This is a genomic window from Acidisoma sp. L85 (assembly GCF_009765865.1).
Taxonomy (GTDB): domain Bacteria; phylum Pseudomonadota; class Alphaproteobacteria; order Acetobacterales; family Acetobacteraceae; genus Acidisoma.
The window spans coordinates 58,923-81,187 of record NZ_LMUQ01000073.1 but is presented as its reverse complement, the minus strand read 5'-3'; the positions used below and the strand labels follow the sequence as shown (position 1 = coordinate 81,187).

The 22,265-nt window shown below is 62.6% G+C and carries 22 protein-coding genes; 17 read left to right on the top strand and 5 right to left on the bottom strand.

Features of this window, described 5'->3' with window-relative positions; genetic code table 11:
* Positions 1-27 precede the first annotated feature (27 nt).
* Positions 28-744, bottom strand: coding sequence for a phosphonate metabolism transcriptional regulator PhnF (phnF, locus tag GSQ83_RS23945; protein WP_158805385.1), 717 nt, complete (start codon positions 742-744; stop codon positions 28-30).
* A gap of 120 nt (positions 745-864) precedes the next feature.
* On the opposite strand from phnF, the gene GSQ83_RS23940 reads away from it, so the two are divergent.
* The 15 genes from GSQ83_RS23940 to GSQ83_RS23870 all read left to right on the top strand — a co-directional run bounded on the left by GSQ83_RS23940 (position 865) and on the right by GSQ83_RS23870 (position 14,638).
* Positions 865-1,779 (top strand): phosphate/phosphite/phosphonate ABC transporter substrate-binding protein, encoded by a 915-nt coding sequence (locus GSQ83_RS23940; RefSeq protein WP_158805384.1) that lies wholly within the window; start codon positions 865-867, stop codon positions 1,777-1,779.
* A complete protein-coding gene (locus GSQ83_RS23935; protein WP_216850543.1) occupies positions 1,776-2,564 on the top strand; it encodes a phosphonate ABC transporter ATP-binding protein in 789 nt (262 codons plus the stop codon). Before GSQ83_RS23940 ends, GSQ83_RS23935 begins: the two co-directional genes overlap by 4 nt.
* A complete protein-coding gene (gene phnE, locus GSQ83_RS23930) occupies positions 2,561-3,373 on the top strand; it encodes a phosphonate ABC transporter, permease protein PhnE (protein WP_216850542.1) in 813 nt (270 codons plus the stop codon). The genes GSQ83_RS23935 and phnE overlap by 4 nt, the downstream gene beginning before the upstream one ends.
* 73 nt (positions 3,374-3,446) lie before the next feature.
* Complete coding sequence (gene phnG, locus GSQ83_RS23925) at positions 3,447-3,902, top strand: phosphonate C-P lyase system protein PhnG (protein ID WP_371418066.1); 456 nt, start codon at positions 3,447-3,449, stop codon at positions 3,900-3,902.
* A complete protein-coding gene (gene phnH / locus GSQ83_RS23920) occupies positions 3,899-4,471 on the top strand; it encodes a phosphonate C-P lyase system protein PhnH (protein ID WP_216850541.1) in 573 nt (190 codons plus the stop codon). The genes phnG and phnH overlap by 4 nt, the downstream gene beginning before the upstream one ends.
* A gap of 3 nt (positions 4,472-4,474) precedes the next feature.
* Positions 4,475-5,581 carry a carbon-phosphorus lyase complex subunit PhnI gene (locus tag GSQ83_RS23915; RefSeq protein WP_158805383.1) on the top strand — a complete coding sequence of 369 codons (1,107 nt, stop codon included), beginning with the start codon at positions 4,475-4,477 and terminating at the stop codon, positions 5,579-5,581.
* Positions 5,578-6,429, top strand: a complete 852-nt coding sequence (locus tag GSQ83_RS23910) for an alpha-D-ribose 1-methylphosphonate 5-phosphate C-P-lyase PhnJ (protein ID WP_158805382.1) — start codon at positions 5,578-5,580, stop codon at positions 6,427-6,429. The genes GSQ83_RS23915 and GSQ83_RS23910 overlap by 4 nt, the downstream gene beginning before the upstream one ends.
* Entirely contained in the window at positions 6,426-7,199 is a 774-nt protein-coding gene (phnK, locus tag GSQ83_RS23905) for a phosphonate C-P lyase system protein PhnK (RefSeq protein WP_158805381.1), read from the top strand. Before GSQ83_RS23910 ends, phnK begins: the two co-directional genes overlap by 4 nt.
* Complete coding sequence (gene phnL / locus GSQ83_RS23900; RefSeq protein ID WP_158805380.1) at positions 7,196-7,906, top strand: phosphonate C-P lyase system protein PhnL; 711 nt, start codon at positions 7,196-7,198, stop codon at positions 7,904-7,906. The genes phnK and phnL overlap by 4 nt, the downstream gene beginning before the upstream one ends.
* Positions 7,903-9,081 (top strand): alpha-D-ribose 1-methylphosphonate 5-triphosphate diphosphatase, encoded by a 1,179-nt coding sequence (locus GSQ83_RS23895; protein ID WP_158805379.1) that lies wholly within the window; start codon positions 7,903-7,905, stop codon positions 9,079-9,081. The genes phnL and GSQ83_RS23895 overlap by 4 nt, the downstream gene beginning before the upstream one ends.
* Positions 9,078-9,653, top strand: a complete 576-nt coding sequence (gene phnN, locus GSQ83_RS23890; RefSeq protein WP_158805378.1) for a phosphonate metabolism protein/1,5-bisphosphokinase (PRPP-forming) PhnN — start codon at positions 9,078-9,080, stop codon at positions 9,651-9,653. Before GSQ83_RS23895 ends, phnN begins: the two co-directional genes overlap by 4 nt.
* A 453-nt stretch (positions 9,654-10,106) precedes the next feature.
* On the top strand, positions 10,107-11,339 hold the full coding sequence (locus GSQ83_RS23885) for a type III PLP-dependent enzyme (RefSeq protein WP_158805377.1): 1,233 nt from the start codon (positions 10,107-10,109) through the stop codon (positions 11,337-11,339).
* A 78-nt stretch (positions 11,340-11,417) separates the two neighbouring features.
* The gene (locus tag GSQ83_RS23880; RefSeq protein WP_158805376.1) at positions 11,418-12,824 is read left to right on the top strand and encodes a homospermidine synthase; all 1,407 of its coding nucleotides are present in this window, start codon (positions 11,418-11,420) and stop codon (positions 12,822-12,824) included.
* Between the two features lie 49 nt (positions 12,825-12,873).
* Positions 12,874-14,019, top strand: coding sequence for a ceramide glucosyltransferase (locus GSQ83_RS23875; RefSeq protein ID WP_158805375.1), 1,146 nt, complete (start codon positions 12,874-12,876; stop codon positions 14,017-14,019).
* Between the two features lie 70 nt (positions 14,020-14,089).
* Positions 14,090-14,638 carry a hypothetical protein gene (locus tag GSQ83_RS23870; RefSeq protein WP_158805374.1) on the top strand — a complete coding sequence of 183 codons (549 nt, stop codon included), beginning with the start codon at positions 14,090-14,092 and terminating at the stop codon, positions 14,636-14,638.
* 43 nt (positions 14,639-14,681) lie between these two features.
* Here the strand turns inward: GSQ83_RS23870 and GSQ83_RS23865 are convergent, their stop codons facing one another.
* Genes GSQ83_RS23865 through GSQ83_RS23855 form a run of 3 tightly spaced genes read right to left on the bottom strand, consistent with a single transcriptional unit; the run spans position 14,682 to position 17,447 of the window.
* Positions 14,682-15,434: an ATP-binding cassette domain-containing protein gene (locus tag GSQ83_RS23865; protein WP_158805373.1), complete on the bottom strand. Its 753-nt coding sequence runs from the start codon at positions 15,432-15,434 to the stop codon at positions 14,682-14,684.
* Positions 15,427-16,452 carry an ABC transporter permease subunit gene (locus GSQ83_RS23860; RefSeq protein ID WP_158805372.1) on the bottom strand — a complete coding sequence of 342 codons (1,026 nt, stop codon included), beginning with the start codon at positions 16,450-16,452 and terminating at the stop codon, positions 15,427-15,429. Before GSQ83_RS23860 ends, GSQ83_RS23865 begins: the two co-directional genes overlap by 8 nt.
* Before the next feature lie 5 nt (positions 16,453-16,457).
* Complete coding sequence (locus GSQ83_RS23855; protein WP_158805371.1) at positions 16,458-17,447, bottom strand: ABC transporter substrate-binding protein; 990 nt, start codon at positions 17,445-17,447, stop codon at positions 16,458-16,460.
* A gap of 294 nt (positions 17,448-17,741) precedes the next feature.
* On the opposite strand from GSQ83_RS23855, the gene GSQ83_RS23850 reads away from it, so the two are divergent.
* Together GSQ83_RS23850 and GSQ83_RS23845 are read left to right on the top strand one after the other, a co-directional pair.
* Positions 17,742-19,112 carry an amidohydrolase family protein gene (locus GSQ83_RS23850; protein ID WP_158805370.1) on the top strand — a complete coding sequence of 457 codons (1,371 nt, stop codon included), beginning with the start codon at positions 17,742-17,744 and terminating at the stop codon, positions 19,110-19,112.
* Positions 19,113-19,286: 174 nt separating this feature from the next.
* Positions 19,287-20,213, top strand: a complete 927-nt coding sequence (locus GSQ83_RS23845; RefSeq protein WP_158805369.1) for a polyphosphate kinase 2 family protein — start codon at positions 19,287-19,289, stop codon at positions 20,211-20,213.
* Positions 20,214-20,261: 48 nt separating this feature from the next.
* Here the strand turns inward: GSQ83_RS23845 and GSQ83_RS23840 are convergent, their stop codons facing one another.
* Positions 20,262-22,247 (bottom strand): elongation factor G, encoded by a 1,986-nt coding sequence (locus tag GSQ83_RS23840; protein WP_158805368.1) that lies wholly within the window; start codon positions 22,245-22,247, stop codon positions 20,262-20,264.
* Positions 22,248-22,265 lie beyond the last annotated feature (18 nt).

Here is a 22,265-nt window from a genome sequence, read left to right as displayed (position 1 = left end):
CGATATTATGTTGCTGTCTCGCACTGATTAATGCGTCACAACGACCTGCAATCTCTGGCCCGACGCTCTCGAAATGCCGTATTCGATGGGCCGCCCTTCGACATCCTCGTTGACCGCTTCCATCACAAGCACAGGCATCGTCGACGGCTGGCGGAGCAGAACCGCGTCCTCGGCGCTGGGTAGTCGCGTCCAAATCCGGGTGCTGCGTCGCCTGTAGTCGAGAACGCCGAAGGCACGCAGTGCCGCTGTTATCGAGAGGCTATCGCGGAAAGCCTTGTCGATTCCTCGAAAACGTTCCGCCGGCACGTGAGCGGAGACGACACTCAGCGGCACGCCATCCACCCGCCGCAGAATCTCGAGCAGGATGACAGGCGCGTCGGCATCAAGTTCAAGCGCCGCCGAAATCTCGGGGCTGGAGGGAAGTTCGCGGGATCCCAGGAGTTCGCCTTCCGGTGAACGGCTCTGCCCGGAGATCACCTCGCTGAAGCGAGTGCGGGATCCGACGGGGTAATCCACCACCGCGACAGGCCGGACGAAGCTGCCTCTGCCATGCTGGACGCTCACCAGGCCGCTTTCCGCCAGTGATCCCATGGCGCGCCTTAGCGTGTGGCGGTTCACACCGAAGCGCTGGGCCAGGACCGCTTCGGGTGGCAGGCGCTCCCCGGGCATCAGCGAACCCGATGCGATCTCAGCCGCAAGTAGTTCGGCGATCTTCTGCCAGATCACGACTCCGGCCGACCTCATGATGCTCCGCCTGTCATGCAACGGCTTTCAGCGGCATTCATCTAGATGTCAAACTCCTCTCCCCTCCTTGCTCCTAGAAGGGCGCGTCCCGCCAAGCCGGAACAGAGAGGGTTTTTCATCATGCGGAAGCGACTTCATCCGGCGGGTTTTGCCAAGGCTGTGTATGGTCTGGCGGCACTCATGGCCATGGGCGGAACCGCACTCGCGGCCCCGAACGACTGCCCTGGCGGAAAGCTGCGCTATGGCGTGGTGCCTTACGATGCCTCCGCGGCCTTCGTGCCGCTGTATCACCAGATCGGCTCCCTGATCAGCGCCAGGCTTGGCTGCCCGGTCGATATCGAAATCGGCACCAGCTATACCGCCACCATCGAGGCGATGCGCGCCGGCAAACTGGACGCCGCCGAATTCGGCCCGCTCGGCTATGTTCTCGCCCACCAGATCGCCGATGCCGAGGTCGTCGCAACCTACGCAAACGCGCAAGGGAAACCCGACAGCTATACGGCCAGCATCGTGACCTGGCCGGATTCCGGGATCACCACGCTGAAGGGCGTTGCGGGGCATAGCTTCGCCTATTCCGATCCGGCCTCCACCTCCGGCCATCTCTTCCCAGCCTATGGTTTGAAATCGGTTGGCATCGACCCCGACCATGGCGTTGTGGCGATCTATGCCGGGAGCCATACCGCGAGCTTCGAGGCGCTCAGGCACCACAAGGTGGAAGCGGGTGAGATCAACAGCTCCGAGATCGGTTCGGCGCAAACCGCCGGAATCTGGGATCCCAAGGACTATGTCACGCTCTGGACCAGCGCGCCGATCCCACAGGACCCGATTGCCGTGCGCGGCAATCTGCCGCCGGCCTACAAGGCGAGACTGACCGCCATCCTGCAAACACTAGACCTCAGCGGCATCCCGGCTGCCGAGGTCAAGCTCACCGGCCTTAGCGGCAAGGGCTACGTCGCTCAAACCGATCAGGCCTTCAACGGCATTCGCAGCTTGGTGAGCGTGCTGCATCTCGACCTCGCCAAGATGGGCTCGTGAGCACACCCCTCATCGAGGTAGCCGATCTCGCCATGCGCTTCCCGGCGCGTGGACGTGATGATGGGCACCTGGCGCTGAACGGCGCCACCATGACGCTCGCGCCCGGCGAGCTGGTGGTGGTCCTCGGCGCCAATGGCTGCGGCAAATCGACGATGCTGCGCTGTATCGCCGGGATGTTGCGGCCGACCGGCGGCGAGGTTCGTGTGGAGGGCCAAGCGATCAGCGGCCTCTCCGGCCGAACACTGACCGAAGCCCGCATGGCCCTCGGGATGATCTTCCAGAGCGCGCATCTGGTGAAGCGGCGGAGCGTCGTCGCCAATGTGCTCGCCGGCACTCTCGGGCGACATCGCAGCCTCGGCATCGCGCTTGGCAAGCTCCCGCATCAAGAGACGCCCCATGCCATGGCCTGCCTCGATGAGGTGGGACTAGCCCATTTCGCGCCCCAGCGCGCCGGCACGCTGTCAGGCGGGCAGGCGCAACGCGTATCGGTTGCGCGTGCCCTGGCGCAACGTCCGCGCGCTCTGCTCGCCGACGAGCCTGTGGCGAGCCTCGATCCGGATGCGGCCGAGGAGTTGATGACCCTGCTGCGCCGGGTTGCGCATCAGGATGGGCTGGGCGTGCTTTGCGTCCTCCACCAGCCTGAACTCGCTCGGCGCTTCGCGGACCGTATTCTCGGCATGCAAGCCGGCCGGATTATCTTCAACCACGAGCCCCGCCATGTCCGGGACAACGAGGTTTCCGCGCTCTATGTCAAACGGGACGCGTCGCAAAGACTAGCCGCTTGAGCGCTATTGCCGAGGATAATGGCAGGAGGCTGTCGCCGCACCGGCAGGATAAGCGAAGAAGCGCGCTGTCTTTCGTCGTCATCTTCGCCGGCATCGCGCTCTTTCTTCAGGCGGCCTTCGTCGTCCATGCTCGTCCGCAGGATCTCATTACCGGCGCCCATGGAATCGCCGATATCCTGAGCCGCGCCTGGCCGCCTGATTTCGCGAGCCTGCCGGATGCCCTTTGGCCGGCGCTGGAAACCGTGGACATTGCGATCTTCGGCACAGCGGTTGCTGTGATCGTCGCAGTGCCACTCGCACTTGTTGCCGCACGTAACACGACTCCGGCGCGGCCCATTTATGTCCTCGCACGGATGGCGATCGCCTTGGCGCGCGTGGTGCCAGATCTTGTCTGGGCGCTCATCTTCGTGACCGCTGTCGGCCTCGGCCCGTTTCCCGGCGCACTCGCCATTGCCATCCACAGCATCGGCATGATGGGACGCCTTTTCGCGGAACTCATCGAGGACATGGACATGGGGCCTGTCGAAGCCCTGACCATGACGGGAGCGAGTCGACTCGCGGTCTTCAGCCACGCGGTGATCCCTTCGGTGCTGCCGTCGCTCGCCGGCATCACGCTCTATCGTCTGGACGAGAATATCCGCGCGTCACTCGTCCTCGGCTTCGTCGGCGCGGGAGGCATCGGTTTCCAGCTGCTGACCGCGATGAACCTGTTCCAGTATCGGACCGTGGCGATGTTGCTGGTGGCGACCTTCGTCATCGTCGTAAGCGCGGAGCGTCTATCCGCGGCCCTGCGCCAGCGGATCGCCTGATGATGCACCGACCGCATTGACACGCGGCGCTTGTTGCGTTGTATAGACATCTAGATGAATTAGGAACGCCACGGTGTTGGGATCCCAGGCTATCGAGGCAAGGCAAGGTTGGCTGGCCGTGCTTGCGAACGCCCCTCTCGCGGGGATCGAAGACTGCATCGCACGGGCCGCGCCCTTGCCGGCCCATACGCGGCTTCGCGGACCAGAGATCGGGCTGATCATGGTTCAAGGCCGCGCAGGCGGCGACGGCGCGCCGTTCAATCTCGGGGAAATGACCGTCACCCGCTGCACCGTGCGCAACGCGCAGGGTCAGATCGGGCACGCCTATCTTGCGGGACGAGATCCGCGCCGCGCGGAACTCGTGGCGGCGCTGGATGCGGCCCTTCAGCATCCGACAGAAAGCGCGGAATGGGCGCGCACAGTCGTCGCCCCTCTGGCAGAGGCCCAAAAAGAGGCGCGCCGAAAAGTCGCGGGCGAAGCAGCCGCGACTCGCGTCGACTTCTTCACACTGGCGACGATGCGCTCATGACCCTGGATGCACCTGGCTTTGCCGATCCCGTCATGGAGGCACAGTCCTGCTTTCGCGCCGTCCTCGATGCAATGGCACACCCAGGAAGTCTTCCGGTGATCGCCTGCGTCCTCGCCGCTCCGCCGCTCGATCAGGCAACGGCTGCGGTCTTGCTCACGCTCGCGGATGCTGCGACGCCGGTCTGGCTTGCGGGAGAGACTGCTAGCGCCTGGGACTGGCTCGCATTCCATTCCGGCGCACCGCGTGCCGCATCCATCGGCGGCGCCGGATTCATCTGTGCCACCGAAATGCCAAACCTCGATTTGCTTGAAGCCGGAAGCGATGCGGCGCCTGAAACCGCGGCAACGCTGATCCTGCAGGTTCCCGCGCTCGAGGGAGGTCCACCACTCATCCTCTACGGTCCCGGACTGGAAGCGCCCACACGGTTCGCCCCGCAGGGGCTGCCCGAGGACTTCGTGAAGCAATGGTCTGCCAATCACCGGCTGTTCCCGCGAGGCATCGACCTCATCCTGTGCTGCGGTGAACAGCTTTGCGGACTGCCTCGCAGCCTCCGCATTGGGGCGGCCTGAGCCGTGGCCTATGTCGCGGTCAAAGGCGGTGAGCGAGCGATCGATGCCGCACATGATTGGCTGGCGCGAGCCCGGCGCGGCGACCGGAGTCTGCCGGAGATCGGCACAGCGCAGATCGCAAGCCAACTCGGCCGCGCGGTGGATCGCGTGATGGCGGAAGGCTCCTGTTACGATCCTGACTTGGCGGCGCTGGCGATCAAGCAGGCCCAGGGCGATCTCATCGAGGCGGCGTTCCTATTGCGCGCTTACCGGACGACGTTGCCGCGTTTCGCCCACTCGGAACCGGTCGAGACTGACGCCATGCTTCTGCGCCGCCGAATTTCCGCGATCTACAAGGACCTGCCCGGCGGTCAAGTGCTGGGACCGACCTACGACTACACTCACCGACTACTGGATTTCGCGCTTGCCGCGGAATCATTGGAAGTGACGCCGCTGCCGCTGGCAGCCGCTTCTTCAGAAGACACGCCTCGCGTGACGGCTTTGCTGGACCAGGAGGGACTAATCGAACCCTCCGGCGTCTCGACGGAGGCGGAACCCGGTGACCTCACCCGGGACGCTCTGGCCTTCCCGGCCGAGCGGGACGTTCGGCTGCAATCCTTGGCGCGCGGCGATGAGGGGTTCCTGCTCGCCCTCGGCTATTCGACGCAGCGAGGCTACGGCAACAACCACCCCTTTGTGGGCGAAATTCGAGTGGGCGAAGTTGCGGTGGAACTCGTACCGCCGGAACTCGGCTTTCCAATCACCATCGGCACGATCACGCTCACCGAATGCGAGATGGTGAACCAATTTTCTGGGTCGAAAACCGAGCCTCCGCAATTCACACGCGGCTACGGCCTGTGTTTCGGCCATAGCGAGCGTCGCGCCATGGGGATGGCACTGGTCGATCGCGCCATGCGCGCCGAAGAACTCGGCGAGAACGCGACGGCGCCTGCGCAGGACATCGAATTCGTGCTGTCCCATTGCGACAACATTGAAGCGACGGGCTTTGTCGAGCACCTGAAACTGCCGCATTACGTCGATTTCCAAAGCGAGCTCGAGACCATCCGGCGAATGCGCGCGACCGCCACCGCCGCCACCGCCGCGACCGTCGCAACGGAGACGGAGGCATGAGCGGCTACAACTTCGCTTACCTCGACGAACAGACCAAGCGGATGATCCGCCGCGCGATCCTGAAGGCCGTCGCTATCCCCGGTCACCAAGTCCCCTTCGGCGGGCGGGAGATGCCATTGCCCTATGGCTGGGGCACCGGCGGCATTCAGGTGACAGCGGCGATTCTCGGTCCGAGCGATGTGCTGAAGGTTATTGACCAGGGTGCCGACGACACCACCAACGCCGTCTCCATCCGCCGTTTCTTCGCGCGCACCGCCGGTATCGAGACGACGACGCATACCGCGGACGCCAGCGTCATCCAGACGCGCCACCGGATCCCCGAAACTCCGCTGCGGGCGGACCAGATCATCGTCTATCAGGTGCCCTTGCCGGAGCCGCTTGCCAAGCTTGAGCAGAGCCGCGCCGAAACGCGTCAGATGCATGCGCTCGCCGAGTATGGCCTCATGCATGTCAAACTCTATGAGGACATCGCGCGCTACGGTCATATCTCGATAAGCTACGACTATCCTGTGATGGTGAACGGCCGCTACCTCATGTCGCCCTCGCCGATCCCCGCCTTCGACACGCCGAAGATGCACCGGATGGCGGCGCTGCAGCTTTTTGGCGCGGGGCGGGAGAAGCGTATCTACGCCATCCCGCCTCATACCGACGTAAAGCCGCTCGACTTCGACGACCATCCCTTCCGCTTGACCCGCGCACCCCAAGCCTGTGGGCTTTGTGGCGCGCGTGACAGCTACCTCGACGAGGTTGTGATGGATGATCGCGGAGGGCGCCTCTTCGTCTGCTCCGACACCGACTATTGCGCTGGCCGCCAGTCGATGCGCCAGGACGAGGATGCCGCGGCGTGAGTGAGCACCTTCTTTCCGCAACCGGACTTCACCTCTCTTTCGGCGCCATCTGGGCGCTGGACGGTGTGGACGCGACGCTATGGCCGGGAGAAATACTCGCGGTCGTCGGTGAGAGTGGTTCTGGCAAGACGACCCTTCTGCATGTCCTGTCCGGGCGATCCGCGCCGGATGCAGGCTTGGTCGCCTATCGTGACACCGAGGGCGTGGCGCATAACGTCCATGCCATGCCCGCGCCGCAGCTGCGCGCATTGCATCGCTCCGACTGGGGTTTCGTGCATCAGAACCCGCGTGACGCGCTGCGCATGGAAGTGTCGGCGGGCGGCAATGTCGGCGAAAGGCTGATGGCCCAGGGCGCGCGCCACTATGGCGTCATCCGCGAGAGCGCCATCGACTGGCTTCGGCAAGTCGAGATTTCGCCGTCGCGCATCGACGACATGCCGCATACCTTCTCCGGCGGAATGCTGCAGCGGCTGCAGATTGCCCGCACCCTTGCGACTCACCCTCGCCTTGTCTTCATGGACGAACCGACCGGCGGCCTCGATGTCTCCGTTCAGGCGCGACTGCTCGACCTTATCCGGACATTGGTGGCGCGTCTTGGCATCGCCGTCGTGCTGGTCACGCACGACATCGCGGTCGCGCGTTTGCTGGCCGACCGGATCCTGGTGATGCGCCACGGCCGGGTCGTGGAGGGCGGTCTTACCGATCAGGTTCTGGACGATCCGCAGCATCCTTACACGCAGCTTCTCGTCAGCTCGGTGCTACAAGCATGAGGCCCGCCCATCCGGAAGTTCTGCGCACGGAAGCACTGGGGAAAAGCTTCACGTTGCATATGCAAGGCGGCGTCACCATACCGGTGCTGCGCGACCTCGGCCTCACGCTTCGCGCGGGCGAATGCGTCGTGCTGAGCGGTCCCTCTGGAACCGGCAAATCCACGCTCATCCGCAGCCTCTACGGCAATTACCGCGCGGACACGGGCAGAATCATGATCCGCCACGGTGGCGATTGGGTCGATCTCGCGCATGCCGATCCGCGAGTCGTCCTGGCGGTGCGGCGTGATACGCTTGGCTATGTCAGCCAATTTCTGCGTGTTGTCCCGCGCGTTTCAACCTTGGAGATCGTGGCTGAAGCGCTGACCTCGCGTGGCACGCCGCCCGACGAGGCGAAACTCCGGGCGCGGTCCATGCTGTTGCGCCTCAATCTCGTGCCACACCTCCACGACCTGCCCCCGGCCACCTTCTCAGGCGGCGAGCAACAACGGGTGAATCTCGCGCGCGGCTTTATCCCGAACCACCCGATCCTTTTGCTCGATGAGCCGACCTCGTCTCTCGATGCGGTCAATCGCGATGCCGTTGTGGAGCTTGTCGCGGAAGCCAAGGCTGCCGGGACCGCGATCCTCGCCATCGTCCACGACATGACCACACGGGACGCCATCGCGGACCGGCTGTTCCACCTCACACCCCTCCGGGAAGCCGCATGAGTCAGAGTCTGCTCGATCTGCCAAGCCAGTCCAACCGGTTCGCCGAAATCATCCTGACCAATGCCCGGCTTGTGCTGGCGGACGGCGTGCTGGACGGAACCGTCGTCATTCGTGATGGTATTATCGCCGAAATCGATGAGGGATTTTCTCGGACTCCCTCGGCGATCGATCTCGTGGGTGACTTTCTGATCCCCGGAATCATCGATCTGCATACCGACAATCTGGAGCGCCAAAGCGAGCCGCGTCCCGGCGCGCGCTGGCCCTCCCGTTCGGCACTACTCGCACATGACGCCCAATGCGCGGCGGCAGCCGTCACCACGGTGTTCGACGCGCTCTGCCTCGGCGATCTTGGCTTGGATGACGGAGACCGGGTTCGCACCTTCCGTGAAGGAGTCGCCAATCTGGAAGCGCTTGCGGGGAGCCGCTTGCTGAAGGCGGGTCACTTCCTCCACTTGCGGTGCGAACTACCAGCAGCGGACATGCCGGATCTACTCGAGAGCGTCGCCGATCATGCGCTGGTTCGCATGGCAAGCCTGATGGACCATACCCCCGGCGTGGGCCAATACGCGGATGTCGAGCGCTACCGCAGCCGTCGTGCAAGGGGCGGGATGGCCGTCACGGAGATCGACACACATATCGCAAGGCTACAGGAACAGCGCGGGAAACTTCGCGCGTCGAACCGGCGCTTCATGCTCAACCGGCTGCACTGCCTGCCGATTGTGCTTGCAAGCCACGATGACGAGACTGTCGAGGAAGTGGCGGAAAACCACGCCGACGGTATCCGCGTCAGCGAATTTCCGGTGCGGCTCGAAGCGGCGCTCGCCGCGCATGGGCTCGGCATGGATGTGATCGCGGGTGCGCCGAACCTTGTGCGCGGCGGCAGCCACTCAGGAAACGTCTCCGCCGCCGAGATGCTCACGGCCGGCGCGGTCGATGCGCTTGCGTCGGACTATGTTCCGCCAAGCTTGCTGGAGGCGGTCTTCAGACTCGCTGCCGGTGACGTGCCGGTACACGAAGCTGTCGCATTGGTGACGGCGAATCCCGCGCGGATCGCGGGCCTTTCCGACCGCGGCCGTATCGCGCCAGGCTTGCGTGCTGACCTGGCCGCGGTCCACACCGAACATGGGCTCGCGGCGCCCATGGCCGTCTGGCGCGGAGGCCGCCGCATATCATGACGGGCCACCTCATGCTCGTTGTCGGGCCTTCGGGTTCCGGCAAGGACACCCTACTCGCCGCCGCCGCGCTTAGCCTTCGCAATGATCCTAGGTTTCGCTTCGTACGCCGAGTCATCACCAGAGCGCCCGGTATCGAAGGCAATGAGGCAATCGGCGAGGCCGCCTTCGCGGCGCGAGAGGCGGCCGGTGACTTCGCGCTCTCCTGGGGGGCGCATGGACTGCGCTACGGCATCCCGGCTGACATCGTTTCCGATCTGCAGGCCGGGCTAGTCGTTGTCGCCAATGTGTCACGAGGGGTCGTGCCGGAGGCCGCAGAGCGCTTTCCCGTGACCGTCCTACTCATCACCGCCCCCGATCCGCTTCGCGCGGAACGCTTGGCGCAGCGAGGCCGAGAAGACACTGCGGCAGTCCTCGACCGGCTCAGCCGGACCGTATCACCGCTGCCCATACACATCGACACGCGAACGATCATCAACGACGGCCCAATCGAGGAGGGCGCGGAAGCTCTGAGAGCCTGCCTCGCTCGCTGCGCTGACGCGTGCCGCAAGGTCCCTGAACGGCAGCGCTCATAAGCTCGATCAACCGCAGCGACATTCAGAGACCTCGAATAGCTATGTTGCCTGGGAATACCTGTTCGAACGGAAGAACATCACAATCTCAAGCGCTTAGCCTTATATCTCTGCGCCGCGCCGAATTCTGGCGCTTCGACTGACGCAACCCGCACGTGCCGCGAGCCCGATAGGGCACAGCAACGACGTAACGCGTCCTTTTTGGTCCGACCGGTCCCAACCCCGACCGGTCTCCTTAAGGGAAACGGATATGTTTTCTGTTCCGCACGCTGCGATGCCCCTTCATCGCACCCTCGTCTGACGGTTCGACCAGCGCGTTAGCGTTGGTCTGATCCTGTCCCTTGGGCTGCCGCCCCCGAAGCCACGCTCGGGAGCGGCGGCCTGGTCCATGCGCGATCTTCGCATGTTCAAGACGTCACACGCGCTTAAGAGCGCGGGTGCTAGGAGGATTGCCTAATGAGCTACATCCGCTCCAGCGAGTCTGTCTTCTCCGGCCAGGTCGCCTCGTCTATCGCTCTGCCGACTGTTGAGCAGTTCGTTTTGGCGGCGCGGCCCGAGGAGCCGATCTATTGCCTGCGCCCTGCCGCGATCACCGAAGCGGCCAGCGAGTTTGTGCGCGGGTTCCATGGTGATGTCCTCTACGCGGTGAAGTGCAATCCGGAGCCTGCGGTGCTGAAGGCCCTCTGGGAAGGCGGCGTGCGCCATTTCGACTGCGCCTCGGCCGGCGAGATCGCGCTGGTTCACCAGATACTTCCGGAGGCTGCCATCCACTTCATGCACCCGGTCAAGTCGCGCCCCGCGATCCGCGCCGCCTATGCACGCTTTGGCGTGCGAGACTTCGTGCTCGATAGCGCGGGCGAACTCGCAAAGATCATGGACGAGACAGGAAACGCCGCTGATCTAGGCCTCGTCGTACGGCTCGCGCTGCCGCCGAGTGGAGCGATTTATGATCTGTCGGGGAAATTCGGCGCTTCCGTCGAAGAGGCTGCCGCGTTGCTGCGTGCCGCCCGTCCCCTCGCCTTCCGCCTCGGCCTGTCCTTCCACGTCGGCTCGCAATGCATGGAGCCGCTTGCCTATCGGCGCGCCCTCGCACTGGTAGCCGACACGATGCGTCGCGCCGGCGTCACGGTGGATATCATCGATGTCGGCGGCGGATTTCCGGTGAGCTACCCGGACCTCGAACCACCTCCGCTGGGCGCCTTCTTCGCCGAGATCGAGGCCGCCTTCGAGGCGCTCGATCTGCCGGCCGCTAAACTGTGGTCTGAGCCAGGCCGCGCCCTGGTCGCGGCAGGCGCCTCTGTGGTGGTGCAAGTCCAACTCCGACGCGGAGACGCCCTCTACGTCAATGATGGCGTCTATGGCTCATTGTCGGATGCGGGAGCACCAGCCTTCCGCTTCCCGGTACGTCGCATTCGCGGCACGCTTACAGGGGGAGAAATCGAGGTGTCGCGGGCTTATACCTTCTTCGGCCCGACCTGCGACAGCGCCGATCACATGAAGGGTCCCTTCACTCTGCCGGCCGACATGGCAGAAGGTGACTGGATCGAGATCGGTCAGCTCGGCGCGTACGGCGCTTGCCTGGGCACAGTCTTCAACGGCTTTGATCGTCCCCAGCTTCTGGAAGTCAGCGACGCGCCAATGCTTGGGAATGCAAGTCATGACCCTGGGCCGCTGCGTCTCGCCGCCTGACGTCTCCGCTGCTAACCAAGTCGCTGCCCAAAAGGCAGCGACACCCCTGTGCAACCATCCTCGTGGGAGTCTCTAAGCATGAAGCATGTGGCGTTCTCTGGTCGGCTGATCATGGTGGGATGCGGCAGTATCGGCCAGGGTGTTCTGCCACTGATCTTGAGGCATATCGATCTCGATCCGGCGCGGATCACGATCGTCAATGCCGATGAGCGCGGACGCGTAGCGGCAGTCGATGCCGGAGTGCGCTATGTCCTCTCTCCTCTTACGCGAACGAACTACCGTGACGTGCTCGCGCCGCTGGTTGGGCGGGGCGACTTTCTGCTGAACCTCTCGGTTGACGTCTCGTCCGTCGCGCTCATCGAATTCTGCCGCGAGGTCGGCGCGCTCTATCTCGACACCTGTGTCGAGCCCTGGGCCGGCGGCTATACGGACACGTCGCTGACAGCCTCCCAGCGCTCCAATTACGGGCTGAGAGAATCGGCGCTGGCGGTGGCAGCGAGGCATTCCGGCGGCCCAACTGCGCTCATCACGCATGGTGCGAATCCCGGTCTCGTTTCCCACTTCGTGAAGCAGGCGCTCTTGAATCTATCCTCGGATACTGGTCTCACCGTCGATGTCCCAAACACACGGAGCGGCTGGGCGGCGCTTGCGCAGAGACTCTCGGTAAAGGTCATTCACATCGCTGAGCGAGACACGCAGGTTGCGAATATCCCGAAGCAGCGCGATGAATTCGTAAATACCTGGTCCGTCGATGGCTTCGTCGGCGAGGGCTGCCAACCGGCGGAACTCGGCTGGGGAACGCATGAAACGGTTTGGCCAGCGGATGCACGGCGCCACGACTTCGGATCCGACGCGGCAATCTATTTGGAGCGTCCCGGTGCCTCCACACGAGTCCGCACCTGGACGCCGCTTGAGGGACCCTTTCACGGCTTTCTCATCACACACAACGAGTCCATTTCCATAGCCGACTATTACACCGTGAAAGAAGGCGGCACGGTCACCTACCGTCCCACCGTGCATTACGCCTATCACCCGGCCGATGATGCTGTGCTGTCCGTGCATGAACTCGCCGGCAAGAACTGGCAGATGCAGGCCCGGACGCGACTCATGATGGATGAGATCATCTCCGGAACGGATGAACTCGGCGTGCTATTGATGGGCCATGAGCGCGGTGCCTATTGGTACGGCTCGCGGCTATCGATTGAAGAGGCGCGCGAGCTTGCCCCAAACAACAACGCGACGAGCCTGCAGGTAACCGCCACCGTCATGGCCGGAATCATTTGGGCCATGGAAAATCCGGAATGCGGCGTCGTTGAGCCGGATGCCATCGACTATGAGCGTATCCTCGCGATAGCACGTCCGTATTTGGGGGAGGTCGTCGGCGTCTACTCGGATTGGACACCTCTCGACGACCGTGGACGCCTGTTCGCGGAACCCGTCGATGCAGCCTCGCCCTGGCTCTTTGGCAACTTCCGGGTCACCTGAAGAGGCGGTCACCACCCTGCCCCTGACACTCTCGAAGGTCACGCAACGCATGACATTCGCGGCAATCGCCACGGGATTTTGCCTTGCCACGACGGCGGCTCACGTCGTCAGCACGGTCGTCGTGGCTGCCAAATGCCGCGTACGGCCGAGACAGAGCAGGCCGGCAGATGATGCGAACCCGGTCACCGTCATTCGGCCGGTCTGCCGCCTGGATAACTTTGTGAAGGAGACGCTGGCCTCCACCTTTCGGCTCGACTATCCGAATTACGAGATAATCTTCTGCCTCGCTCGCGCCGATGATCCGGTCGCGCCGATTGTTCGGCAGTTGATAGAAGCCAATCCGTCTGTTCGGGCTCGGCTGCTGATCGGAGATGACAATCGCAGCCCCAATCCAAAACTAAACAATGTTCTCAAAGGATGGGACGCGGCCGAGCATGAGTGGATCATTCTAGCGGATAGCAATGTCTTGATGCCGCCGGATTATATCCAGCGCATGACGACGCGCTGGCGAGCCAATACCGGCCTCGTCTGCTCCATGCCGATTGGATCTCGGCCGGAGAGCTTTGCGGCGTCGCTCGAATGCGCCTTCCTCAATACGTTCCAGGCTCGGTGGCAGTATTTTGGCGAAAGCCTCGGCCTCGGCTTTGCTCAAGGCAAGAGCATGCTGTTCCGCCGCCATATTGTGGATCGTGCCGGAGGATTGCTCAAAGCGCTGGGCGCCGAACTCGCCGAGGATGCAGCCGTCACCAAGATGGTCCGGGCCGCTGGTTTGCGCGTGCACTTGGTAGCAAACCCATTCGAGCAACCGTTGGGCGTCCGGCGACTTTCCGAGGTATGGTCGCGCCAGAAGCGATGGGCAATCCTCAGGCGCAAGACGTTTCCGGCTGCCTTTCTTCCCGAGTTGATCTCCGGGAGCGTCTTGCCCTGCCTGGCTGGCTGCGTCGCCGCCTATTCCTACGGAATCAACCCGGCATGGTCCGTTGCCGGACTTCTTGTCGTTTGGTTCAGTGCCGAGGCAATGCTGGCTATAATAGCGGGGTGGCGGGTTTCACTCAGCATGGCTGCGGCCGCGGCTCTGCGCGACCTGCTGCTGCCAGGTCTTTGGGCATGCGCCTGGCTGAGCGACGGTTTCGTCTGGCGTGGCAACGCGATGAACGTCGAGGAGAAATGGGTTGAAGAGCCAGACGCCGCGTAGCGCCCCCCCTCAAGGGCGGCCGACTGCCAGCGGGCAGGGCGTCAACCGTATGCGTGGGTTTAGGTGCTACATGAATCGCGCCCGTCTCCTATTCAGCGTCGCGGTGTTGGCCGCGCTGACAGGCTGTGGGTTTGAGACTACCTTACCCGACACTGCCACCATGCCGCCGGGAGCTCTTGCCACGAATGGCGACATCGATGTGCGGTCGTTGACCGTAGCGGCTTTCGACTTTGGTCAGCCGTTACGAGGCCAGCCGGCGCGGGCGGCGGACGGCATAGCCGCCCTGGATTATATGGGCGGCAGACTCAATACTGCGCCGCGCTGGGTCGATATGTCGCCGCTATATCGCGAACAGATGCTGCACGCGCGCGAGCTGATGCGGAAGTACATAGGCATTAGCGAGAGCGCGTCATCTCAGGCCGTCGTCGATACCATGCTAGCCCTTGCGGCCGCATACCGCGCGGATGATCAGGCCGCGACCCAACGGCTTCTGACCAATCCGATCTTCACTGTGTCGCCGACCGTTGTAACGGCTCGTCTCGCCGACATACCACTGATGCCAATCGTGAACGCCGCCACGACCCATGCGGATCAATTCTCTACGGATTTCGACACCTAAGCGGCCAATCCACGCAGCGATCGTTCGAGTTGCGGCAAACGCCTTATTGCCCGACCATAAGCCGCACAATCTCCTCCGGATCCGCGTCCCCCACCATCCTCTCGCCCGCCACAACGCCGCGGCGAAGCACCACGATACGGTCACTGACGGCGAACATGTCGGCGAGGTTGTGGGAGATGAAGATGACGCCGATGCCCTTGGTCTTGAGCGAGCGGATCAAGTCCATCACCTTCCGCTGCTCTGGCACCCCTAGGGCCGCGGTCGGTTCATCCATGATCAGCACGCGCGCATCCCAATGGATCGCTCGGCCGATCGCGACAGCTTGGCGCTGACCGCCCGATAAGGCGCGAACCGGCCGATCCAGCCGATCAAGATGCACATCGAGAACGGCGATGGCCTTCGCTGCTTCCTCTCGCATACGGCGACGGTCGATCCGCGGCAGGAACAGGAATTTGGTCTTCAGCTCGCGGCCAAGAAACACGTTACCGCCGATATCGAGATTGTCGGCCAGTGCTAGATCCTGGTAGATCGTCTCGATGCCCTGGGTGCGTGCCGCCTGCGGCCCGTCGAAGGAGACCCTGCGGCCGCGATAACGGATCTCGCCCTCGCTCGGCTGGAAGACTCCCGAGATGATCTTGGTGAAGGTTGATTTTCCCGCGCCATTGTCGCCGGCAAGTGCGACGACCTCACCCGCGCGCAGCGTGAAATTCACCCGTTCGAGCGCGTGGACGCCGCCGAACCGCTTGGAAATGCCGTAGGTCTCAAGCACCGGGGCATCGCTTGCCACATCACTCATCCTGGCGCCCTCCACCCAAACGTTTCTGGCTCTGATCGACGAGCACCGAGACGATGATGACTAGGCCCACAGCAATAAATTGCCAGAAGGGTTCGACGTCGAGGAAGACGAGGCCGTATTGAATCACCGCGATGATCAGCGCACCGATGATCGTGCCCATCACGGTGCCAGAGCCGCCAAACAAGCTGGCACCACCGATGACAACGGCGGCAATACTGTCCAACAGCAGCGGTTCACCCGCCTGCGGGGCGCCGGCCGCGAACCGCCCCGTATAGAGTATGCCATCGACCCCGGCTGTAAGCGCCGAGAGCATGTAGAGCAGGATGGTGACACGCCGCACATTCACGCCGGCGCGTAGCGTGGCCTGCCGATTGCCGCCAATCGCATAGGTATATTGGCCGAAGAGAGTCTCGGAGAGCAGATAATGCACCAGCAAGACCACGATGAGAGCAATGATGACCACGACAGGCACGCCAAGGATCCGGCCGTTGCCGAGAAAGGTCAGCCACGGATTGTTGACCGGCACCGTAGTGCCGTTGGAAAACAGATAGGCGGCTCCACGCGCCACGCCATACATGCCGAGCGTGCCAATGAAGGGTGGCACACGTAGCCGTGCGATCAGAAGTCCATTGACCCAACCGGGAATCAGAGTCGCCGCGAGAGCCGCCACTATGCCCGCGACCAGGCCAACGCCTACGCCAGCCGAGGCTCCTACGTCATTAGCGACTTGCGCGGCGATCACAGCCGCAAGCCCCATTGTAAAACCGACAGAGAGGTCAATACCTCCAGAGATGATCACCAAGGTTTGGCCGAGCCCCAACAACACCGGCGCAACCGCGAAAACCGAAACCGATCGCAGGTTGAAGGCGCTGAAGACGAAAGTGGTGCCGTAGGCGATCTGCGACCAGAGTTCGAAAACGACGAGAAGAACGAACAGAAAGATCCACGCCCTGGCGGAGGCGAGCACCCCAAGGGTGCCGCGCCAGCGCGCAGGCTTATCGATGGTTGCCGACGCCACTCAGGTCACTCCGAGTAGACGTATTTCTTAGTGCTCGGATCATCGACATTCGTCTTATCGATGACCGTGAAGCCGGTGGCGATCGCCGGTGGAATAGACTGGCCGGTAAGATGCGCATAGGCGGCGGCGACGCCGAACCAGCCGATCTCGGCCGGATGCTGCGCGATAGCGATGCTGATCAGGCCGGTCTTGATATTACCGATGATCGATTCCGGCGCGTCGAAGGCAACGACCTTGACCTTGCCGGCCGCCCCGCTCTGCTGCACGCCGCTGCCCGCTCCCATTGCGGAGAACAGGTTCGTCCCGAAGATCCCTGCGAGGTCGGGATTGCGGGCGAGAACCGATTGCGCCTGCGATGCCGCCTTATTCGCGTCGTCGTCATTGTATTGCGTATCGAGCACCGTGATGCCCGGATAGTTCTTCATCTCCGAAATGAAACCCTCGCGGCGTTGGTCTGTTGTCGAAACCCCGGCCTCGATATTCGAAACGTAGACCTTGCCTTTCCCGCCGATTGCCTTGGCCAGAGCCCGCGCGGCGATTTGGCCACCAAGCGTATTATTGGACGCGATATACGAGAGCGGGAAATCAGCGCTGCCGCTGCCCGTTTGATACACGCCAGTGCCGATATAGGTATCAACAGTAATGACCGGAATGCCGGAGGAGGAGGCGCCTTGCAGCGGCTCGATCAACTGGGTCTTGTCCGTGGGCGCGATCAGCAAGGCGTCCGGCCGCCGTGCAATGACCGCATCCAATACCGGCACCTGCTGCACCGGGTTAAAGGATGGCGCCCCCTGGAAAACAAGCTTGACGCCGAGCGCTTTGGCAGCAGCAAGAGCGCCTTTGTGCATTGTAATGTAGAACGCATCCGTAGTGAGGCCGGGAACCAAGGCAATCGTGAAAGACTTGCCCTCCGCACGTGCCTTTCCGGCTGTAAGCATGGCCGCTGCGCCGATTGCACCCAAGCCGACGCCGCTAAGAATTGAACGCCGTTCCATTTTGTTTCCCCTGCGTTATATCTTTTACTTGTCATCACCGTCGTGGGCCGGCTTTTTGCCTTTTCTCCCGAGGCCGATCGGTCTATTTCTCCAATGAAAATAGCGCAAGGATTTGCGAGGCTGTCAAGCAAGGCGGAGGGCGAGACAGCGACGGAGATGGGTCCGAACGCGTTCCTCGCATTTGATCGGATGACCCGCGAGCGCCGCCTCCCCGCGCTAGGCTGGTCACGAGTTACAATTGGCACGGTTGGTTGATGCGGCCGAAGCCGGACACGACCACCAGGAAACGTACTGATGACACTTAGAGCTCGCCGCATCCTTCTACGCGACGGCATCGTCGTGACGATGGATGAAACGCTGGGCGTGCTCCGTCGCGGTAGTGTGCTGATCGAGGACGAGCGCATCGTGGCGATCGCTCCAGACCTGCAAGTCGATGATGCGGAGACTGTGGAGGCCGCCGGGTCCATCGTCATTCCCGGCCTTATCAATGCGCATATGCATACGTGGCAGACCGCCCTCCGTGGCGCCGGTGCGGATTGGACATTGCTGGAATATTTCTGCTGGGTGCATGCGGGGCTTGCGACCCGGTTCCGCCCCGAAGACATCCACATCGCCACGCTCGCTGGCGCATTGAACCAGATCAACTGCGGCACCACGACCCTCGTCGATTGGTGCCACAACAATCCGACGCCGGATCATACCGACGCGGCGGTGGCGGCATTGCAGAAATCCGGCATTCGCGCTGCCTTCTTCCATGGCTCGCCAAAACCAGATCCAAAACCTGGCGAGCGGCATTTCTCCGAAATCCCGCATCCTCGCGCCGAGATCGAGCGACTTCTCGCAGGCCCGTTCTCCGCCTCTGACGGCAGGCTGAGCCTCGGTATGGCGATCCTGGGGCCGCATTACTCCACGCTCGAGGTCGCACTGCATGATTTCAGATTATCGCGTGAACTCGGGCTGATCGCATCCATGCACCAGGGCGGCGGCGTGGCGAAAACGCCGGGCGGCTGGGACGTTCTCGAGGCGGAGCGCTTGGTCGGCCCCCTCGTCAATATCGTTCACGGCAATGACCTCTCCGACGACCGGCTTGCCCGCTTTGTGGCGCAAGGCGCCAGCTTCTCCGTGACACCGGAGAATGAGATGAGCCAAGGGCATGGCCACCCCATCACCGGCCGGTTGCTCGCCCTCGGCGCGGCACCGTCACTCGGCGTGGATCTGGAGAGCGTGGTATCAGGCTGCATGCTGAACGTTGCCCGAACCGCGCTGTCCCATCAGCGCGCGCTGGACAATGCGGCGTCTCGCACCGCGACCGGCGCGATCCCGCAGACGAGCACTATCAAGGTGCAAGAGGCTTTGTCCTGGATCACACGGGACGGCGCGCGAATGTTGGGGATGCAGGATCGCATCGGCTCGTTGACGCCAGGCAAGCAAGCCGATCTCGTGTTGATCCGCGCAGGTGATCTCGACCTCTGGCCGGTGCATGATCCGATCTCGACCGTCGTGATGCAGGCACACCCTGGCAGCGTTGATTCAGTTATGATCGCTGGACATTGGTATAAGCGATCAGGCCGCCTGCTGGACGCAGATCTCAGCGCCATCCGTATCAGCCTCGCGGCGTCTGGGACACGCATATTGGAACAACTCGGCTGGCCCCAAGGTAGGTAGACCGTGGCAGTCAGGTTACCGCGCCCAAGCCACCTCTGATTGCGACTACTTGAAGAAGCGAAGTCACCTCAGTTGGTCCCTTTCCCTTCGTGGGCGGGCCGTCAATCATATTTGAATTGCCTCGCACGTCACATTACTGTCACATCTCCGGAATATTCGGGTGGGGACGGTTCGATGGCGAACAAGAGCGGCGACAGCTCGTCGAAACTGGATCGGAAGAGCATCAAGGAGGTTCTCGACCGGTATCGCATTACATCCGGCAAGGGGTTTCGGCTCAAGGACCACGACCCCGAAGACGTTGCCACGAAACTGCTGAGTAAAGATGACGGCCCCGCCTATCTGGCTCACGGCGTCGAACAGCTGTCGGATTTGCAGAATTTGCTCTATGCCAACAGCACTTGGTCTCTGCTGATCGTGTTTCAGGCGATGGATGCCGCCGGGAAGGATGGCACGATCAAGCATGTCTTATCCGGCGTAAATCCGCAGGGGGTCGCGGTAACCTCATTCAAGCAGCCAGGACCGGAAGATCTGGCGCATGATTTTCTGTGGCGCATCAATCGCGCGCTACCAGCTGCTGGGCTCATCGGAATATTCAATCGAAGCCACTATGAAGAGGTATTGGTTACCCGAGTTCACCCTCAGCTACTCAGCAAACAGCATTTGCCGCCAAGCCTGATCGGCGGCAAAAAGTTTTGGGACAACCGGCTTTCGGACATATGTGCGTTCGAGGAACATCTCGCGCGGCAAGGAACGATTGTCCTGAAATTTTTTCTCAACGTCAGCAAGGCTGAGCAGAAGCGGAGGTTCCTGGAGCGACTTGATGATCCGGTGAAAAATTGGAAGTTCAGCTCGGCTGACATCGCCGAGAGATCGAACTGGGATGCCTATGCGGACGCCTATGAGGAGGCGATCGCGGCGACGGCAGCCGAACACGCCCCGTGGTTTGTGGTCCCGGCGGATCGAAAGTGGTTTGCCAGACTCGTCGTTGTCGCCGCCATCAATGAGGCTCTGCGCAAGCTGGACTTGCGCCCTGTCGAGGTTCCCCCAGACGAACAGGTACGTCTGAAGGAGGCACGCCAATTGCTTGAGGCGGAGGACTGATTCCCGACTGCTGTCGGCCGGTGGCTAGGTCACTCATACTGTCGCGGTCTAGGTCGCTACGAGACGATTCGCCATATTTCCGTGCACCTCGGCAAGATGGTGGAATTCATGCCGATACGTTCCCAGCCCCATCGTCAGTGACCGCAATTCGATGATGAGGTCGTGCAATTCGGCCTCGGGAACCTGCGCTTCGACATCGTCCCATCCGGGCCAGCTGGGCCGCTCGGCATAGCCGAGAATCCGCCCGCGCCGACCGGTAAGCAGGCGCTGGGCGCTCGGCGTGAATTCATTCGGGACGCTGATGGTCACATGATCGACCGGCTCCAGAAGCACGGGATCGGCTTTGGCAAGACCTTCCTGCATCGCCATGCGCGTGGCGCTCTTGAAGGCCATGTCGGAACTGTCCACAGCGTGGAAAGTGCCATCAACCAACGTCACCTCGATATCGACAACCGGATGGCCGAAAGGGCCTTTTTTCGTCGCCGCGTCCGCCGCTTCACCGACCGCCGGAATATATTGCTTGGGTACGGCGCCGCCAACAATCCGGTCCCGGAAGACAAAGCCTTCGCCTCGCGCGCGAGGAGCGATATCGAGCTTCACATCCGCGAATTGTCCATGGCCGCCAGTTTGGCGTTTCAGCCGCGCATGCTGATGCACTGCGAGACGGATCGTCTCCTTGAACGGAATGCGAGGACGCGCAGACGATACTTTAAGACCGCTCGATTTCGCCAGACGCTCTATGGCGGAGTTGAGATGCATCTCACCCTGCCCGCGCAGCACGGTTTCGCCCGTCTCAATGTCGTGCACCACATGAAGGCACGGATCTTCCTCGGCGAGCTTTTGCAATGCGCCGGAAAGCTTCACGTCATCCTTGCGATCCTCGGTTGCGATGGTGAGCGCATAGACGGGCGGCGGGGGTTCGGGCCAGGGTAGCACCTCGGCAGTCTGTGACATGCTCAGCGTCGCGCCGGTAAGCTCGCCTTCGAGGCGGCCAAAGGCGACGATATCGCCCGTCGTGGCCTCCGTCACTTTCGCTGGCTCGCCATTGGTAAAACGGTAGATGCCGCCGATGCGATGGCCGTTCAGCGTGGCGCCATCCTTGATCGTTCCGCGCCAGATGCGGGCATAGGAGAGCTTGCCGGCATGACCGGCATGCACTGTCTTGCAGATCTGAGCGAGCGCCTCTCCTTCCGGCACAATACCCCGCCGTTCCGCTGTCTGCAGCGGGTCTGGCGTGTCGTGCCGCAGCGCCTTCCACAGCCGCCTCACGCCGTTGTCGCGCTCTCCTGCACCAAGCAGCGCGGGAACAACGGTCCCCTCCGCGAGATCCTTGTGCAATTGACGATAGATCTCATCGCTACTCGGCGTTACGTCCTCCAGGATCTTCTCGAGCAGCGCGTCATCATGATCGGCAAGCGCTTCAAGCAAAGCAAACAGCGCTTCCTTCTCCCGCTCGACCATTGGCGCCGGGAGGTCCGTAAGTTCCGAAGGTTCTCCCTTCCGATAGCGGTAGGCGCGTCCGCTTGCGAGATCGACGTAGCCGATGATCGTCTCACCCTCGCGGATCGGCATCTGACGCAGCACCAGCGGCTGCGGTGACCAGGCTTGCAGCGCGGCGAGTGTGTCGCGCACGCGTCCTGTCATTGTATCGATCTTGTTGATGAAGAGGAGATGCGGCACGCCTTCCTGGTGCAGGAACCGCAGTAACGGCGCTACAGCCAGCGCCTTTTCCGGTGCGGGCTCACAGACGACGACAGCGAGATCGACAGCGGCAAGTGCTGAGCAGGCCTCATGCGCGAACTCGACGGAACCTGGGCAATCCAAGATTGCCCACCGATCCCCCATGAAGCTGCAATGGCCGAGCTGAAAATCCGCTTTCGCCCCTCGTCCGCGCCCATCGCCCAAACGTCTGGCTGGGCCGCCCGCGGCAGCGAGGAGTGCGTCGAAAAGGGTCGATTTCCCGCAACCGTAAGGCCCGACCAGCGCAACCGATCGCGGGCGGGCCGCCTCCTGTCCTGCCGAGGGATCGGGCATGATGCTGCTCCTCGCTGC